Source organism: Companilactobacillus pabuli (genome assembly GCF_014058425.1).
Lineage (GTDB): Bacteria > Bacillota > Bacilli > Lactobacillales > Lactobacillaceae > Companilactobacillus > Companilactobacillus pabuli.
Map to the genome: position 1 here is coordinate 2,311,473 of NZ_CP049366.1, position 15,927 is coordinate 2,327,399.

Annotated in this window: 15 protein-coding genes; 11 read left to right on the top strand and 4 right to left on the bottom strand. The window is 35.3% G+C overall.

The window, feature by feature from the left end:
• Positions 1-111: 111 nt before the first annotated feature.
• Genes lacB through G6534_RS11240 form a run of 3 tightly spaced genes read right to left on the bottom strand, consistent with a single transcriptional unit; the run spans position 112 to position 1,859 of the window.
• The gene (gene lacB, locus G6534_RS11230; RefSeq protein WP_119318598.1) at positions 112-627 is read right to left on the bottom strand and encodes a galactose-6-phosphate isomerase subunit LacB; all 516 of its coding nucleotides are present in this window, start codon (positions 625-627) and stop codon (positions 112-114) included.
• A gap of 17 nt (positions 628-644) precedes the next feature.
• Entirely contained in the window at positions 645-1,079 is a 435-nt protein-coding gene (gene lacA, locus G6534_RS11235) for a galactose-6-phosphate isomerase subunit LacA (RefSeq protein ID WP_057812286.1), read from the bottom strand.
• Positions 1,080-1,097: 18 nt separating this feature from the next.
• Positions 1,098-1,859, bottom strand: coding sequence for a DeoR/GlpR family DNA-binding transcription regulator (locus G6534_RS11240; protein WP_182082887.1), 762 nt, complete (start codon positions 1,857-1,859; stop codon positions 1,098-1,100).
• A 272-nt stretch (positions 1,860-2,131) separates the two neighbouring features.
• On the opposite strand from G6534_RS11240, the gene G6534_RS11245 reads away from it, so the two are divergent.
• From G6534_RS11245 to ppk1, 8 genes are all read left to right on the top strand, one after another.
• Positions 2,132-2,644, top strand: a complete 513-nt coding sequence (locus G6534_RS11245) for a PTS sugar transporter subunit IIA (RefSeq protein WP_182082888.1) — start codon at positions 2,132-2,134, stop codon at positions 2,642-2,644.
• A gap of 17 nt (positions 2,645-2,661) precedes the next feature.
• Entirely contained in the window at positions 2,662-2,967 is a 306-nt protein-coding gene (locus G6534_RS11250) for a PTS sugar transporter subunit IIB (protein WP_059073800.1), read from the top strand.
• A 30-nt stretch (positions 2,968-2,997) separates the two neighbouring features.
• A complete protein-coding gene (locus G6534_RS11255; RefSeq protein ID WP_059073801.1) occupies positions 2,998-4,413 on the top strand; it encodes a PTS galactitol transporter subunit IIC in 1,416 nt (471 codons plus the stop codon).
• A gap of 184 nt (positions 4,414-4,597) precedes the next feature.
• Entirely contained in the window at positions 4,598-5,464 is an 867-nt protein-coding gene (locus G6534_RS11260; RefSeq protein WP_182082889.1) for a GGDEF domain-containing protein, read from the top strand.
• Between the two features lie 156 nt (positions 5,465-5,620).
• Positions 5,621-6,919 (top strand): glycosyltransferase family 2 protein, encoded by a 1,299-nt coding sequence (locus G6534_RS11265; protein WP_182082890.1) that lies wholly within the window; start codon positions 5,621-5,623, stop codon positions 6,917-6,919.
• A 12-nt stretch (positions 6,920-6,931) separates the two neighbouring features.
• Positions 6,932-8,092: a family 8 glycosyl hydrolase gene (locus G6534_RS11270; protein ID WP_182082891.1), complete on the top strand. Its 1,161-nt coding sequence runs from the start codon at positions 6,932-6,934 to the stop codon at positions 8,090-8,092.
• A 187-nt stretch (positions 8,093-8,279) separates the two neighbouring features.
• Positions 8,280-9,653, top strand: a complete 1,374-nt coding sequence (locus G6534_RS11275) for a DUF2252 domain-containing protein (protein WP_059073806.1) — start codon at positions 8,280-8,282, stop codon at positions 9,651-9,653.
• A 28-nt stretch (positions 9,654-9,681) separates the two neighbouring features.
• Positions 9,682-11,685: a polyphosphate kinase 1 gene (ppk1, locus tag G6534_RS11280; RefSeq protein WP_182082892.1), complete on the top strand. Its 2,004-nt coding sequence runs from the start codon at positions 9,682-9,684 to the stop codon at positions 11,683-11,685.
• Between the two features lie 403 nt (positions 11,686-12,088).
• Here ppk1 and G6534_RS11285 read toward each other — a convergent pair whose 3' ends face one another.
• Positions 12,089-12,994 (bottom strand): proline-specific peptidase family protein, encoded by a 906-nt coding sequence (locus G6534_RS11285; RefSeq protein WP_059073807.1) that lies wholly within the window; start codon positions 12,992-12,994, stop codon positions 12,089-12,091.
• A 188-nt stretch (positions 12,995-13,182) separates the two neighbouring features.
• Between G6534_RS11285 and G6534_RS11290 the strand changes: the two genes are divergently transcribed.
• From G6534_RS11290 to G6534_RS11300, 3 genes are all read left to right on the top strand, one after another.
• Positions 13,183-14,502, top strand: coding sequence for an LPXTG cell wall anchor domain-containing protein (locus G6534_RS11290; protein ID WP_182082893.1), 1,320 nt, complete (start codon positions 13,183-13,185; stop codon positions 14,500-14,502).
• Positions 14,503-14,644: 142 nt separating this feature from the next.
• Complete coding sequence (locus G6534_RS11295) at positions 14,645-15,409, top strand: threonine/serine exporter family protein (RefSeq protein WP_182082894.1); 765 nt, start codon at positions 14,645-14,647, stop codon at positions 15,407-15,409.
• A gap of 2 nt (positions 15,410-15,411) precedes the next feature.
• The gene (locus G6534_RS11300) at positions 15,412-15,876 is read left to right on the top strand and encodes a threonine/serine exporter family protein (RefSeq protein ID WP_182082895.1); all 465 of its coding nucleotides are present in this window, start codon (positions 15,412-15,414) and stop codon (positions 15,874-15,876) included.
• Positions 15,877-15,927 lie beyond the last annotated feature (51 nt).

The following is a 15,927-nucleotide window of genomic DNA, read 5'->3' on the forward strand; positions in this document are numbered from 1 at the left end:
TTCAGTGCATGACGCAAGGCTAATTTTTATTTCATATAGCCCGGTTGATGAGTTACACAATGGTAGCTCATGTTTTATTTGAATCTAAGCGTTGCTTTCCACTCTCTAATCTTAGTCGTGGTAGAATCCTTCGTCCCATAGCTTCATTTCGTGATCGTAGAAGTGAGGGTTGTCATGTTGTTCTGGGTTGTCCTTTGATTCAACAGCATCGATCTTCTTAACTAGATCGTCATCTTCACCTAAATAGTCAGCAGCAAGGAATGTCTTAACGATTTCTTCAGCCAAGTGTTCACCGACAACGGCACCACCGAAACTGATAACATTAGCATTCAAGTGTTCCTTAGCATACTTAGCAGCTGTTGTATCAGCAACTAAAGCAGCACGGATTCCTTGGTTCTTGTCAGCAGCAGTTGAGATACCAACACCTGTACCACAAAGTACAACACCATAATCAGCTTTGCCATCACGAACAAGGTTAGCAACACGTAGTCCGTAAATAGGGTAGTGAGTTCTTGTGTGGTCGTATGTACCAACATCAATAACCTTGTGGCCCATAGCCTTTAACATTTCTGAAATTTTAATTTTAGTATCTGTAACAATATGGTCGTTTCCTAATGCAATAATCATAAATTAATTCCCTCCTATTAATATAATTTTTCTAGCATGTCCAAACGGATTTGGTGACGTCCACCAGCGTAGTTAACACCTAAGTATTCATCAACGATTGATTCAGCACGTTTCTTACCAACAATTCCAGCACCGATAGCAATAGCTTTAGCACCATTGTGTTCTGTTGTCATGTGAGCTGTGTTTTCTTCAGTAACGTTAGCTGTAACCATGCCATGAATCTTGTTACTTGCCATAGCTGAACCTGTACCATATTCATCAAACATAATTCCACGATCTGTCTTGCCATCTAGTACGGCGTGTGAAAGTTCAACTGATGAATCAACAAAATCTGCAGCTGGTTCTTCTGATAGGTCAACGATTTCGTAACCTTTACCTTCATTTTCAAGATATTCCTTGATGTAGTTCTTTAATTCAAATCCTGCTTTATCTGAAGCTAGTGCGATTTTCATAAAATAATCCCTCCGTTATTAGTTGGTTATAAGTCTTACATACTGTTGATAATAATCGATAGTTTCTTTGGAAGTGCTCTTGTTAGTAATCAGATAATCAACATCGTCCAAACTATAGAAAGTATAAAAGTCATTTCTATTAAGCTTGTATCTATCTGCGACGATATATTTCTTCTGAGAATTGTTTAAAGCAACGCTTTGAATCCGACCTTCTTCAGTATTGGCAGTCATAATTTGTGAGTTTTGAATACCATTGACACCAACGAATGCCTTATCGAATTTCAATCCACTCACCGCATTACTTGCTAAAGCGCCAATCAATGTTCCTGAGCGACTTCGATAAATACCGCCAGCCAAAATCAGTTCACAGTTAAGATCTGAATTTTTAAAGCTTTCAAAGACAGGAATACTAATCGTCACGACTCTCAAAGAATTAATGTTTTTAATATTTTGAGCAATCAATTCAAGTGTTGTTCCTGGACCGATAAAGATAGTATCGAAGTTTTCGATTTCGTTAGCTGCTGATTTAGCTATTTCTTGTTTTTCCTTAATATGAACTTCTCGTTTCTCAACGTGGGAAGCTTCTTCTAATGGGGAAACACTGATTTTTTGTGCTCCTCCGTGAATCCTGATCAACTTGCCAGATTCTGACAACTCTTCAAGATCTCTGCGAATGGTCATATCAGAACAATCCAATAATGTAGTTAAGTCATTAACAGTAACAATATCGTTCTTATCTAACTCCGATAGTATCTTTAGAAAGCGTTCTTTCTTTAACAAAAGATCACCTCTTTTTGTTTACTATTGTTCGTTACAAACATAATTTAGCATCTAGTTGTTCACTTGTCAATTCCTTTTCAAAGATAAATATTTAAAATTTTGAAAGCATTTACCTTGCTAATTAAACAGGAATTGTGAGTGATTCATTGGTATATATAGGAAAACTTAATAAAAGGTTTATATTTTAATATTAAGTATTGACATATTTTATGAGAGCGTTTACCATTGTTCTTGTAAACAAAAACAAACAAAACGGGTAGGTGATGGTGTTAATGGGTGAATTAGCTACTGACCAACTATTTAGCGAAAGCGAAGTTTATATTTCAAAAGCTTCAACACAAGAGGATGTGTTTCGTGAAATAGCTGATTCTTTGTTAAAGAAGGATCTAGTAACTAAGGACTTCATTAATAATTTAATGGAACGCGAACAAAACTATCCAACTGGAATTGATATGTCAGTTGTATCTCCAAAGATACCAAACATTGCAATCCCACATACGGAAAGTGAGTTTGTTAAAGCAAGAATGATTGTTCCAATTAAATTGGAAAAAGAGATTTCCTTCCATAACATGATTGATCCATCGAAGGAATTCCCAGTGAAGTTTTTATTCATGATCCTAAATAATGATCCAGAAGGCCAATCAAACATTTTGGCACAGATCATGGACTTTATGGCTCGTACTTCTGAAAACGAGCTTGTACCATTCTTTAAGAGTGACGATCCAAAAGAAATTTATTCTTTCTTAGATCGTAAATTTACTAAGTATGCAAAGAGCAACGAATAGAAAAGGAGATAGTTATTATGTTTAAAATTTTAGCTGCTTGTGGTGCCGGAGTTAACTCAAGTCACCAAATCAAAGATGCATTGGAAACAGAAATGAGCAACCGTGGATACGATGTTCAATGTGATGCCGTAATGGTTAAGGACATTACAGAAGATATGTTGAAGGACTATGATTTGTTCACACCAATCGCTGCTACAGATCTTGGATTTACACCAAGTTGCCCAGTTATTGATGCCGGTCCTATCCTATATAGAATGCCCGCTATGGCAAAACCTGTATATGACCAAGTAGAACAAGCCATTAAGGACAGCGGTAAAGCATAGTTTTTAAGACTTATCCTAGGGGAAAGAAATATGTCAGGAATAATTGATTTCGCCAATACGATATTCAAGCCGTTAATTGATCTTGGTGCCGCACCAATGATGTTAATCGTTTTGACAATTATCGCGTTGGTATTCAGAGTTAAGTTCTCTAAAGCCTTGGAAGGTGGTATTAAATTAGCCATCGCCCTTACGGCTATTAGTTCAGTTATTAGTTTGCTAACTACAGCATTCCAAGATGCCTTGAACGCCTTTGTTAAATCAACAGGTATTCAACTATCAGTAACTGACTTAGGTTGGGCTCCACTTGCTACTATCACTTGGGGTTCACCTTACACATTGTTCTTCTTACTTATTTTAGTTATCGTTAATATCGTCATGATTCTTATGAACAAGACAAATACACTTGATGTTGATATTTTCGATGTTTGGCACTTAGCCTTTGTTGGATTGCTAGCTATGTTCTTTGGTGCAAACCTATTGATCACTACAATCCTAGTTATTTTCATTGGTGTTTTGAAGATTATCAATTCAGATTTGATGAAACCTACTTTTAATGATCTATTAAATGCTCCAGCTTCAAACCCAATGACTACAACACACATGAACTACATGATGAACCCAATTATCATGGTCTTCGATAAGATTTTTGATAAAATCTTCCCATGGCTTGATAAATATGACTTCGATGCTGCTGCATTGAACAAGAAAATTGGATTCTGGGGAAGTAAATTCGCCATTGGTATTTATTTAGGTATCTTTATCGGTTTACTTTCACACCAAGGTGTTAAGGAAATCTTTACACTATCATTTACAGCCGCATTCTGCTTGGAGTTATTCTCACAAATCGGTTCTTGGTTTATTGCCGCTGTTGAACCATTATCACAAGGTATTACAGACTTTGCTAACAAGAGACTTCAAGGTCGTACAATGAACGTTGGTCTTGACTGGCCATTCATCGCCGGACGTGCTGAAATCTGGGCTGCCGCTAACGTTTTGGCTCCTATCATGCTTCTTGAAGCTTTAGTACTACCTGGTAACAAGATCTTGCCTTTAGGTGGTATCATCGCCATGGGTGTTACACCAGCCTTGCTAGTTGTTACACGTGGTAAGATTATTCGCATGATCGTTATCGGTGCTATTGAACTTCCATTGTTCCTATGGGCCGGTACATTGTCAGCTCCTATGGTTACTGAAACTGCTAAGAAGATCGGTGCATTCCCTAAAGGTGTTGCATCCGGTACAATGATTTCCCACTCAACTATGGAAGGTCCTATCGAAAAATTCTTGGCTTACTTAGTAGGTAACGCTTCAACTGGTCAAATCAAGTTTATTCTTTACGCTGCATTAGCACTTGTTGCATACCTATTGATCTTCATCTGGTACGCAAAGCAAATGAAGAAGAGAAACAAGATTTATGCTGACGAAGCTGCTGCAAAAGCAAAATAATTATTCAGAAATAATAAAAAAGTTCTCAGAAATTATTCTGGGAGCTTTTTTTTTGCGCTCTAATAGACTAATCGTCAATTTAGCTAGTTAATCAATGTATCAAAAAATTAATCAAACTATACTCGAGTTGGAAAGATGTCAGCAATAGTAGTAAATAAAATTTCTAGCTCGAGGTTATAGTGCAATGAAATTTAAGTCAGTAGAAAATATGATTTTTGTAGGAATGCTTCTAATTCTTATGTATCAATATGCCTTACTTTATTTGAGCGTTATCGATGGTTCATGGCTCAATTTTTTGATTGTTTCATTAGTGTTTGTTTTTGGTTTATTGCTGGGACGGACGACTTATATTATTTTGGGTAGTGTTTTGTCCTTTGTCAGTATGAGTGCTGGCGGTTTAATGTTGATGATTCCTTATACTAGAGTGATGTATTTTTGGTCAGCTATCTCATTATTGACAATTACGCCCTTGATGACTTACTTGATGTACTTATTGGATCATCAATTATTAAAGAGAAAAGCTCTGATACAAGAAATGGAACAAATCCAAAAAGAAAAACCAGATTTGGACGTTATTACCGATGCTTTGAATCAAAGAGCTTTGGATAGAGACGTTGCCCAAGAATTGAAATTAGTTTATTACCATGGGAAAGATTACCGTTTCACATTAACGATGGTGAAAATCGATTTTTTAGAGAATATTATTAATTTCCTAGGCAACCAAAGATTCAATCGGTTATTAAAAGCTACCGCCGAACACTTGAATAGTATGTTATTTACTGTCGATGATTTGTATTACATTGGAACAGGTCGTTTTGTCATTTTATCGCCGATGCTAGGATCTGATAATGCCCCCGTAATGAAGAAAAAAATTAAAGACCACATTGATGATATTGCACAAGAATTTGGTTTGGCACGTGATGCGCTCGTTTTGCGGATGGGACAAGTAAGTTATTCTACGCAAGATAATGTTCAAAATCGTAGTGTTGAAGATACATTAGCACAACTGGAGCGGAGTGCAGAAACCGATATTGTTAAAGAATACATGTAAGGGGAAATCGACAAATGTTAGATAAATTCGGTTGGTTATTTTCATTTAGTCTAGGTATTACGATAATTTTTGGCATTATTGTAGTTATTTTATCAATGTGTTGGTGGAAGATTTTTAAATTAACGATTCGCCATTTTAATTTGGAGGATAAAAATCATGATTAAGATATTTTATGTGATTGCCATCATTACGATCTGGTTATCGTTGATCATGATGGTCGTGACACTCTTTGGTGGTATAACTTTTATTTTCAAACATATGCAACATACCGATGTTGATAATTTACCAGCTTTAAAACGTTATCCCAAAGTTACTTTAGTTGTACCGGCACACAATGAAGAGCTCGTGATTCAAGATACGGTCAAAGCTGTTTTGAATTTAAATTATCCAAAGGATCGTTATGAATTGTTAGTTTATGCTGATAATTGTAAGGATCAAACAGCTCAAAAGGTTCGTGAATTAATGGCTTTAAAACAATATCAAAACTGTAATTTTCGAGTGATTGAACGTACTGGTACTGGTGGCAAAGCCGGCGTTTTAAATGATGCTCTAAAAGTTGCTACGGGTGAATATTTGGCAGTATACGATGCCGATGCAGCTCCAGAAGCAAACGCTTTGTACTTTTTGGTTGAAAAGATTTTGGAAAATCCTACTCGTTATGCAGCGGCTTTTGGCCGGAACAAGACTCGTAATTACCAACAAAATTTTTTAACCCGTTGTATTAATTTGGAAATCGTTAATACGCAGCGAATTCAACACACTGGTTTATGGCAATTATTTAAAATCGGACGAATACCTGGAACAAATTTCATTATTAATAAAAAGGTAGTTCAAGATCTCGGTGGTTGGAATGATGGCGCTTTGACAGAAGATACCGCGATTTCGTTTAGTCTGATGCGTGAAGGAAAATTAATTGCTCTAGCTCATCGGGCAGAAGCGTTTCAACAAGAACCAGAGACTTTATTTGCCTATTATAATCAACGTAAGCGTTGGGCTCGAGGTAATTATGAGGTGATTATGGACAATATAGGTCATCTTTTTGACCATACACCATGGCGTATTAAACTAGAAGTTTTCTATTATATCTGTACGTTCTTTTGGTTCAATCTGGCGATAATTGTCTCCAATTTTATTTTTCTATCTAATCTCATTATTGCTGGAATCCAGCGATTTTTCCCAGAGGTCCATCAAATAGTTGCTATAGGGACTCCGATGTCTATTTTGTTCATGGTTAATTGGCTATTGATGTTCTTTTTGTACTTATTACAAATGAATATTGCTTTAGCTAGCGATTATGGGCAGGAAACGGTTAAGAATTTCATGTATACGTTAGTATCTTATTTCACCTATGCACAATTATTCATCGTAGTTTCACTTGTAGCTGTTTGGGACATTATTCGCGATAAAGTTACTGGAAAAAATAATACTAAATGGTATAAAACTCAGCGTTTTTAAGGAGTGATTTTTGTGTTCAGACGGCATAAATATCAATGGTTGATCGGTGGGTTAATAATTCTAGTTACTTTTGCTATTGGCATTGCAATTTATAATACCCAATCCCAAGAACGGCAGATTGGAATTAGTTCCCAAAAGATTCAATCGCAATATCGAATTTGGAAAAAATATTATTTAAAGGGGAATGAAATTCAAAAATTCGTCAAAACCAACAATGGTAGTAAAAATCGTACCCTTTCTGAGGCTCAAGGATATGGAATGGTAATTACAGTGATGGCTGCGCAACAAGGATTTGGCAGTCAAAAAACTTTTGATCAGTTAACTAATTACTATTTAAATCATCGAATCAGTTCTCAAAATTCTTTGATGGCTTGGCGACAAAATCAACAAGGTGAAAGGATGACAAGTACTAGAGCTGAAAAAACGAGTGCGACGGATGGTGATTTGGACATAGCTTATTCTTTGATATTGGCTGATAAAAAATGGGGTAGTAATGGAAAGCTTAATTACCATGAATTAGCGTTACAATTGCTAAACGACATTTATAAACGTGAAATCAATCCTAAAACGGCTTTACCTAAAGTCGGAAACTGGGCTCACGGAAAGAATGAAAACGTTGTGAGAACTTCCGATTTGATCTCAGCTTACTTTCGTGATTTTGCCAGTTATACCAAAGATGGTAGATGGACAAAAACTATGCAAAATAGTCAAAGGACTTTGCAAGAATTAAGCGGTCAGCATCGGACTGGTTTGATGGCTGATTTTGTAGTAGTCAGTGGTAATAATTTAAATATTAAAGCCGTTAAAGCCAATCAAATTGCTTCTAAGTATGATGCTCAGTATGGTTTCAATGCTTGTCGAATTCCATGGCGGGTAGCATACGATTATCAACTGAATCATAGTCAGATTAGTAAAAGCGTGGTAACTAAAATTGATAGATTCTTTGCGAGAAAAAAGAATATCACTGCTATCTATACTTTGGATGGAAAGCCGATGGAAACATATGAAAATGAAGCCTTCTGTGCACCGGTGGCTTATTCCGCTGAAGTATTAGGTAATCAAACTTTGAAAAATCGGTATAAAAAAATTCTTACTGCACCAATTCGTAGTAAGGATTATTATCCAGCCACGATTCAAATGTTGACGTTGCTGGCTAGTGGCGAATTGAAATAATCTTGATAGAATTAGATTTAGTCATAGTTCTATCAGGATTATTTTTTTATCGTTTTTATAAATACGAGCACAGTTTAGCCATACTTAAAAAATATATTTTGTTATAGTAAACTTTAATGAAAAAAATAACATCAGATAATCGTTATCTAGGAAAGCTATTGTATAATAAATTTGAGGAGATGAGCTTATGCATCGAACACCGTACACTTATCAAGATACTGATGCTTTCAAGAGTACTGAACAATTGATCATCAGAGGCCGCTTTTTTGCGACGACTGTATCGGATAAGTTCAATCAATTTGAACCAAAGAAACGCAATATTCATAAGATTTTAAACATCAAGAACAAACTATTAGTGCCAGAACTTTTGGCGGTCAAACGGGAAAGAATGTCTAAGTCATTGTTTGCCTTCTTTCGGGGAACGGTTGACGTCATGCATTATGATTTGTCGAGAAATGAAAACAGCGGTATCAAAGTTTTGGTTGGTGGTGACGCTCATCTAGGCAATTTCGGTTTTTATGGATCTTCTGAGGGACAGTTACTGTTCGATATGAATGATTTTGATGAAGCCCATTTGGGTCATTGGGAATATGACTTAAAACGCTTATTGGTCAGTGCTTTGATAGTTGCCAGATCACATGGCTTTCCAGAAACTGACGTTCAAGAATTCCTATTAACAGTGGTAGATACTTATTTTGATACTTTGCGTCACATGACGAAAATTTCAGAAATGAAACGGTTTATTTTGCCTAACACTTTGCAAAATATTACTGAAATCTTTGGCAAATTGAAGGATAACGAAGAATATTTTCAAGAATCTTTCAATAAAATGATTGCCAAAAGTATCAAGAAAGCCCAAAAGAGCAATTCAAAATTAGTTATCGAAAAGTATACTGAAGTTGATGCAACTGGAGCCAGACGTTTTGTGGAAAATAAACCAGTTACGCAACATATCAGTGAAAAAGATTATAAGAGCGTAGTTGATGGATATAAAAACTATAAAAAAGGTCAAAGAAGCGACGTTCGACTATTTTTGGAAGATTTCGACATTGTTGATATCGTACGCCATAGCGTGGGTGTTGGTAGCGTTGGAACATTATGCTATTTAATTTTGTTACAAGATTTGGATAGTAACTATTTGGTATTGCAGGCTAAACAAGCATTGCCAATTTACAATGATGATAAATTGTATTCTGATGATGAAGTCAGTCAGGGTCAAAATATCGTTAATAGTCAATTGATTCTTCAAAGTGCATCTGATCCATTTTTGGGTGCCTTTGATACGAAGAAATACAGCTTTTATATGCGCCAATTCAAGGATATGAAATCATCAATTAATTTGGATAAGTTGGACTTTGAATCGTTTGAGGATTACGTGAAAGTTTGTGTCATTTTATTAGCCAGAGCCCATTCTCATTCGCCAAACTATCCGTTGATCATTGGATTTGGAGCCGAATATGCTGATATTGCTAACTCGTTGATGACTTTTACCAATAGCTATATCAAGCAAGTCGAATACGACTATGAATCATTTAAAAAAGAGCAGAGGGATGAAAGTTAAATATTAGGAATGAAGGGTTATTAAGTATATGAAGGATAAATATTATAATAGGGATTTAAGTTGGATTTTATTTGATAGAAGAGTTATTGATCAAGCCTACGACCCCAACGTTCCATTTTTGGAAAAATTAAAATTTTTGACTATTGCATCGAATAATTTGGATGAGTTTTTCCGCGTGCGAGTTCATAATATTCATAATTTAGTCGATGAAAATAAATGTGATAAACGAACAGGATTGTCTGGAAAAGGCGTATTGGATCGGGAATATGAACTAAACAAAAGAAATATTTCTGAACAATATAAAGTTTATGATGCTTTGATGAAGGAAGCAGCTGATAAGGGTATTTTTCAACTGGTAAAGTATAAAGACTTGTCTGATTCAGAGAAGAAAACAGTCAAGAAATTTTATACAAAGAAAATTTTGCCACGTCTGGATATGCAACGCTTTTCCAAAGAATATAAATTTAGAAAAAATCTTTATTTCTTAATGGAAACACCTAAGTATACTTATACTTGTCCTATTCCTGAGGACTTAGGACGTTTATTGGAAACAGGAGTTGCTGGTCGTTATATTCTGATTGAAGATGTAATGCGTGCAATGTTTAAAGACTTAATTAGAAAATACAAAATTTCTAAGATTATGGTCTTTCGAGCAACTTACGATCAAAACAAACCATATGATTTCTTAGATAAAGATATGAGTGATGAAGAGTATCTTGAAAAAATGATTCATTACGTTGACACTAGAGATTTACGGGAAATTATGAGAATTGAATTTTCGGACGAAGATGAAGAAAAGGGTCGTAAATACTTCTCTAAATTGATGAAATTGAATAAAAAGAGTGTTTATAAAATACCCGGTCCAGTTGATTTGAAATTTTTGAATATTTTTTATAAAAAATTCCGTGATCAATCAGAATTGGTCAATAAACCTTTTAATGGATTGAATTGGAATGATTCGAATAACATCCTAGAATATTTGAGTCACTCATCATTGTTAGTGCAATATCCATACGACTCATTCAATGTTTTCATCGAATATTTGAATGCCGCAGTCCAAGATCCTAAAACTACTAAAATTTGTATTACTATTTATCGAACTGAAAAAGATTCAGAATTGTTACGCTTACTAAAGGAAGCCGCAGCTAAGGGAATCGACGTTACAGCGGTTGTAGAATTGCGCGCTCGATTCGATGAAGTTCACAATATCGAAGTTGCCAAAACACTTAAAGAAGCTGGCGTAAAAGTAATCTTTGGTGACAAGGTAAACAAGGTACACTCAAAGATTTGTATGGTTTTGCATGCTGATAATACTGGTTACGTTCAAATCGGAACTGGTAATTATAATGCTATTACGGCAAAAGGTTTTACGGATATTAGTTATTTCACAAGTAATCAGACTTACGTTAATGATGCTATTAAATTCTTTAATTATTTAACTACTGGCAAAAAGTCTCATTATAATTTATTGACTGCTTCACCTAATGGGATTAATGATATGGTAATTGCCAATATAAAAAAAGCAGCCAAGGCATACTTGCGTGATGGACAAGGGGAAGTCTTCATGAAAGTAAATGGATTGACTGATATTGACATAATCGATGCCATTTACGATGCGGCCAAAGTTGGTTTACCATTTAGATTGATTGTTAGAGGACCTTGTTCTTTGAAACTAGGTCTCTGTGGTCCAAAAGAGAATATCCGAGTAAAAAGTATTGTGGGACAATTGCTTGAACATAGTCGGATTTTTAAATTTCAATTTGGCAACGAGCATACTGAAGTATGGATCTCATCAGCTGATATGATGACGAGAAACCTAGAACGTCGTGTTGAATTAGCTGTTCCAATTATTGAGGAAAAGCCTAAACAACAGTTGATTAAAATTGTTAAGCTCTTTTCTAAAGATACTGAAAATTCCTATGTTTTGGATGATGATGGCGATTATGCTAAGCATTCAAAAAAGCATGGTATTTCTGCCCAACAAACTTGGTTGAGTCGACTCAAGTGGAGAAAATATATTAAAACTAATTAGGCAAAACAAAAAGAGGTTCTTTATTAAGTTAGGTTATTGTTAGATATCGTCGTCTGGAGCATCCATAAAGCTGCCACTACCGACTGAATAATGGCATCTATTATTTATTCAAATTAATACAAAATCAAAATAAGCATCTATTCAGATATAGTCGATTAACTATTATCTGAATAGATGCTTATTTGGTTGATCCTATAAAAATTGAAAATCACTATTTAGTCCGGAATAGCAAAGAAAATTGGCTCAGTAGTGAGATTATTCTTAGCAACTTGTTGCTTAGAATAAGGCCGAGTTTTGAGATTTTGCGCACTTGGTTTATGCAAAAGCTCAAAATCGTGCCCACAACGTTTTCGCCAAATTTTCTTTGCTATGGAGGACGGAACTTTACACCAATCTAAGTTTGTTAGTCGTTAAAGTTACCTGATTCAACATCTTTAATGAATTGTTCCAAGTGATCGAAGTAAACAGGAGCATTATCGATCATGTGGTGGTGACCACCGTTTGGAGTTGTAACTAAACGTGCATGTGGAATTTCCTTTTGCATAATCTTAGCAGTAGAAATAGGCATTGTTTCGTGTTCACCAAAAGTTAATAATGTAGGAACAGTGATTTCCTTAAGGTGTTTTCTGAAGTGCCAATCCTTTAATTTACCAGTAATAACGAATTCGTTGTCACCTTGGAATGTGTTGTAAACAGGAACGGACATTGTATCAATTAAGTGTCTGATAGCTGTTGGTTGTTTACGATCAACATATTCGGCGTTTAGGATGTCAACATAGCTTTGGTATGTTGGATCTGATAATTCGTTTTTAGCTTCGATGTCTTGCATGTATTTAACTTTGTCAGGACCTAAAGTATCAAGACGACATTGGTTAACGTTCTTAACGTATTCGTCAATTTCGTCGACCATACTTGAGATGATAGCACCCTTTAGATGTTGACCATATTTAGCAGCGTACATTTGAACTAAAGCGCCACCCCATGATTGTCCAATGAGATAGAAGTTATCTAGTCCCAATTTTTGTCTAACTTCTTCAACTTCTTCTAGGAAGTAGTCGTAAGTTAGGTATTTTTTAGCAATTTCTGGATCAGAATAGTCGGGTTGGTCTGAATACCATGAGCCAAGTTGATCGTACATTGTAACTTGTACGCCAAGGTCAGCTAATTTTTCACCGAAGTTTTCCCAGTATTCGTGGTTACCACCAGGTCCACCGTGGAGACAAAGTAGTTTGATGTCACCGTGTCCTTGTGTATTAGTCCACAAATGATATCCGTTGTCGAGAGTTAGGATTGTTGTCCCTTGTTTCATAAAAAAGTCACCTTCCTGCATGTAATAAGTATAAGTATATATCTATCCATTAGTTTATTTCAAATAAAGCTATAATGCTACTTTAATACTTCTAATGAAAATAAATTCGATAATTTGAGAAACTTGTCTTATTATTTCCAGAGAAAGATATTAATATGATAAAATTGGTATATGTTAAAGGGGACGATATGATGAAAAAGGTTTTAATTAGTCTATTGTCTGTGGGGATGCTTTTGGGAATATTTGGTGTGGTAGGTCTGAACGATACGGGCTCACCCAATGTATTAGAAGAAACAGTTCAAGCAGATACAAACGATAGCGATAATAAAACAATTAATTATGAAGTTTATAAGGAAAATTCCAATACTTTGTCACCGATGAATACTTTGTTTACTAAGAGTGCGACGATAGTTCCTAATAATGATGGGACTTATAAAGTTGTCATGACTGCTCGTGTCAGTAATATCAGTAGTTTGACAATTTCTACTATTAATAATCAAACGCCTAAGGTTACATCAAAGGATAATAATCATCTGCAAATTAGTTTTACAATTGATAGTTTGAATGATTTGGACAAAGATATTCCAGCAACGGTGCAAACTAAATTGTTGGTATTAAACGTTGATAAGCAAAATGTTACATTCAAATTCGATATGAGTTCATTAGATGATCCAAATTCACAAACTTTGGCTGATAGTCTCAATAAAATTACTCGAGCAGAGAATAATGTTACTAACACAGCTAATGATGCTAAGACATTGTTGAATGATCTTAAAGCAAGTGATGATTCTGACAATGATATCATTGCCACCCCAAATGAAGATGACGATGATACCACTCAAGATAGTAATGACACTGACACCAACGATTCAACTGATAATCAAATGCCTAAGACTATTTTGAAAGAATTGACGTATCAAATTTCTAAAAATAATGGTGACGGTTCGTTGATTTCACCTTACTTCACTAATACAGCTAAGGTCATGCAAAATTCTGATGGAACTTATTATGTAGAAGCAACAATCAAATATCCTAAGAAATTTGGTAATACTGCTTTTGAAATCAATGCCATCAATGGTCAAAAACCATTTAATTTAACCTTCAAGAGTGAAGGCGACAGCAACTATATTACTTTTGATTTTCCAATTAAGAAACTAACTGATTTGAGTAATTTGATTCCAGGAGATATTTCTTTAAACATTCCGGATTTTGGTTTGGATAAAGATTTAAACTTCGATTTGAATTTTGGGAGTTTAAACCCTTCCGATTTATCTAGTTTGTTAGATAGTTCTAGTTCTAATTCAGATGATACTTCTGGTTTAATTTCTGATTTAGGTAATTTGAGTAATATTGGCGATGTACAGACGGTTAAAGATGAAGACAATAAATCAAAAACTGCCACGTTGCCACAAACCGGTAGTGAATCAACTGATATCGTTTTGGTCATAGCTGGTCTAGTCGTTTTATTGTGGCTAGTTTTGTTAAAAGGAATAACTTTGAAACGTTAAAATGATTTGCAAAAATGAGTGGATTCATGAAAATGAATCTACTTTTTTTATTATTAAAAATAATCCAAAAACTGTTTTTCTAGATTAGAATATGTTAATAATAGTTTATTAAGACAAAATCTACCATTTGGAGGGAGCCAGCATGGAGACAATCACAGCAACAGAAATTGTCACTCTTTGTGGTCAAGTGGGTACGATTCTACTAGAAAATGGAGCGGAAACTGCTCGAGTTGAAAATACAGTTGAATATGTTGGAAGAGCTGCCAATTTACCGGTTGTTTGTCACGCGACAATGACTGGTATTTTTGTTAGTTCGGAAAAAGATGCGGCCACGAGAATTTTTAAAGTACGAGTGGGCGATTTCAACTTACAAAAAGTAGATGATATCAATACTTTATCAAGACAATTTTATAGACATGAGATTACTTTCAAAAAACTCAAAAAAGAAGTGCAATTAGTCGATCATGAATCAAGAGACTTCTCTTGGTTGGTCAAATGTATCGGGGCAGGATTAGTTTCCATGCCACCAATGCTTTTGTTTAAAGCTACTTGGGGTGATTTGTTTATCGCCTTTTTCGTAGGTATCATTGGCTATTTGATTTCCCAATTTGTAGCACATCACAATAAAACTCCTTATATACCAGTAGCTTTAGGAAGTTTGGCAATCAGTTTTATCGCTAATGTTTTAGGTGATATCGGAATTGCTCATGACGCTAACTATATTATTATCAGTGCTTTGATGCCATTAGTTCCCGGAGTGCCAATGACTAACTCTCTACGAGAAATTATTGAACGAAATACAATTTCTGGATTGGTTCGAGCAACGGATGCAATTATGTCGGGTATTTCTATCGGTAGCGGTGTGATCGTCGGACAAATTTTAATGCACACAATTTGGGGAGGTTAATCATGGCAATGCAATTGATTTATGGCTTTATTTTTGGCTTTTTGTCTAGCGTTGGTTTCGGTATTATTACCAATAATCCACGGCGGACTCTTGTTCCTGCAGGAATTGTTGGAGCGTTGGCATGGATAGTTTATATTCTCGTTGAATCAATCAATCATGGTCTAATTATGTCCAACCTCTTGGGAGCAGTCGTGATTGGTCTGTTGGGAAATTTATGTGCTATTTTAGTGCGAGCACCAGTTAATATTTTTTACGTACCTTGTTTGGTTTCACTAGTTCCGGGGGCTATTTTGTATGATAGTATGAAGAATTTTACTTTGGGAAAAGACGCCTTGGCAGCCTATGGATTTGTGAAAGCTTTGACTGTGGGGATGTCTTTGGCAATTGGTTTTATCATTGCGGAAACGATTGCTAATAAAATTTATCCTCGCTTGAAACGGTATTTGTTAGAAAGAGAAAGTAAATAATTCCGGCTATTTATAAAAAAAGTCTTACGTTGTACTCTATTCATATATAGA

Coding starts and splice junctions, on each gene's coding strand:
- G6534_RS11250 (WP_059073800.1), top strand. CDS start 2,662: ATGTTTAAAATTTTAGCTGCTTGTGGTGCCGGAGTTAACTCAAGTCAC.
- G6534_RS11295 (WP_182082894.1), top strand. CDS start 14,645: ATGGAGACAATCACAGCAACAGAAATTGTCACTCTTTGTGGTCAAGTG.
- G6534_RS11265 (WP_182082890.1), top strand. CDS start 5,621: ATGATTAAGATATTTTATGTGATTGCCATCATTACGATCTGGTTATCG.
- G6534_RS11275 (WP_059073806.1), top strand. CDS start 8,280: ATGCATCGAACACCGTACACTTATCAAGATACTGATGCTTTCAAGAGT.
- lacB (WP_119318598.1), bottom strand. CDS start 627: ATGATTATTGCATTAGGAAACGACCATATTGTTACAGATACTAAAATT.
- ppk1 (WP_182082892.1), top strand. CDS start 9,682: ATGAAGGATAAATATTATAATAGGGATTTAAGTTGGATTTTATTTGAT.
- G6534_RS11300 (WP_182082895.1), top strand. CDS start 15,412: ATGGCAATGCAATTGATTTATGGCTTTATTTTTGGCTTTTTGTCTAGC.
- lacA (WP_057812286.1), bottom strand. CDS start 1,079: ATGAAAATCGCACTAGCTTCAGATAAAGCAGGATTTGAATTAAAGAAC.
- G6534_RS11260 (WP_182082889.1), top strand. CDS start 4,598: ATGAAATTTAAGTCAGTAGAAAATATGATTTTTGTAGGAATGCTTCTA.
- G6534_RS11255 (WP_059073801.1), top strand. CDS start 2,998: ATGTCAGGAATAATTGATTTCGCCAATACGATATTCAAGCCGTTAATT.
- G6534_RS11245 (WP_182082888.1), top strand. CDS start 2,132: ATGGGTGAATTAGCTACTGACCAACTATTTAGCGAAAGCGAAGTTTAT.
- G6534_RS11285 (WP_059073807.1), bottom strand. CDS start 12,994: ATGAAACAAGGGACAACAATCCTAACTCTCGACAACGGATATCATTTG.
- G6534_RS11290 (WP_182082893.1), top strand. CDS start 13,183: ATGATGAAAAAGGTTTTAATTAGTCTATTGTCTGTGGGGATGCTTTTG.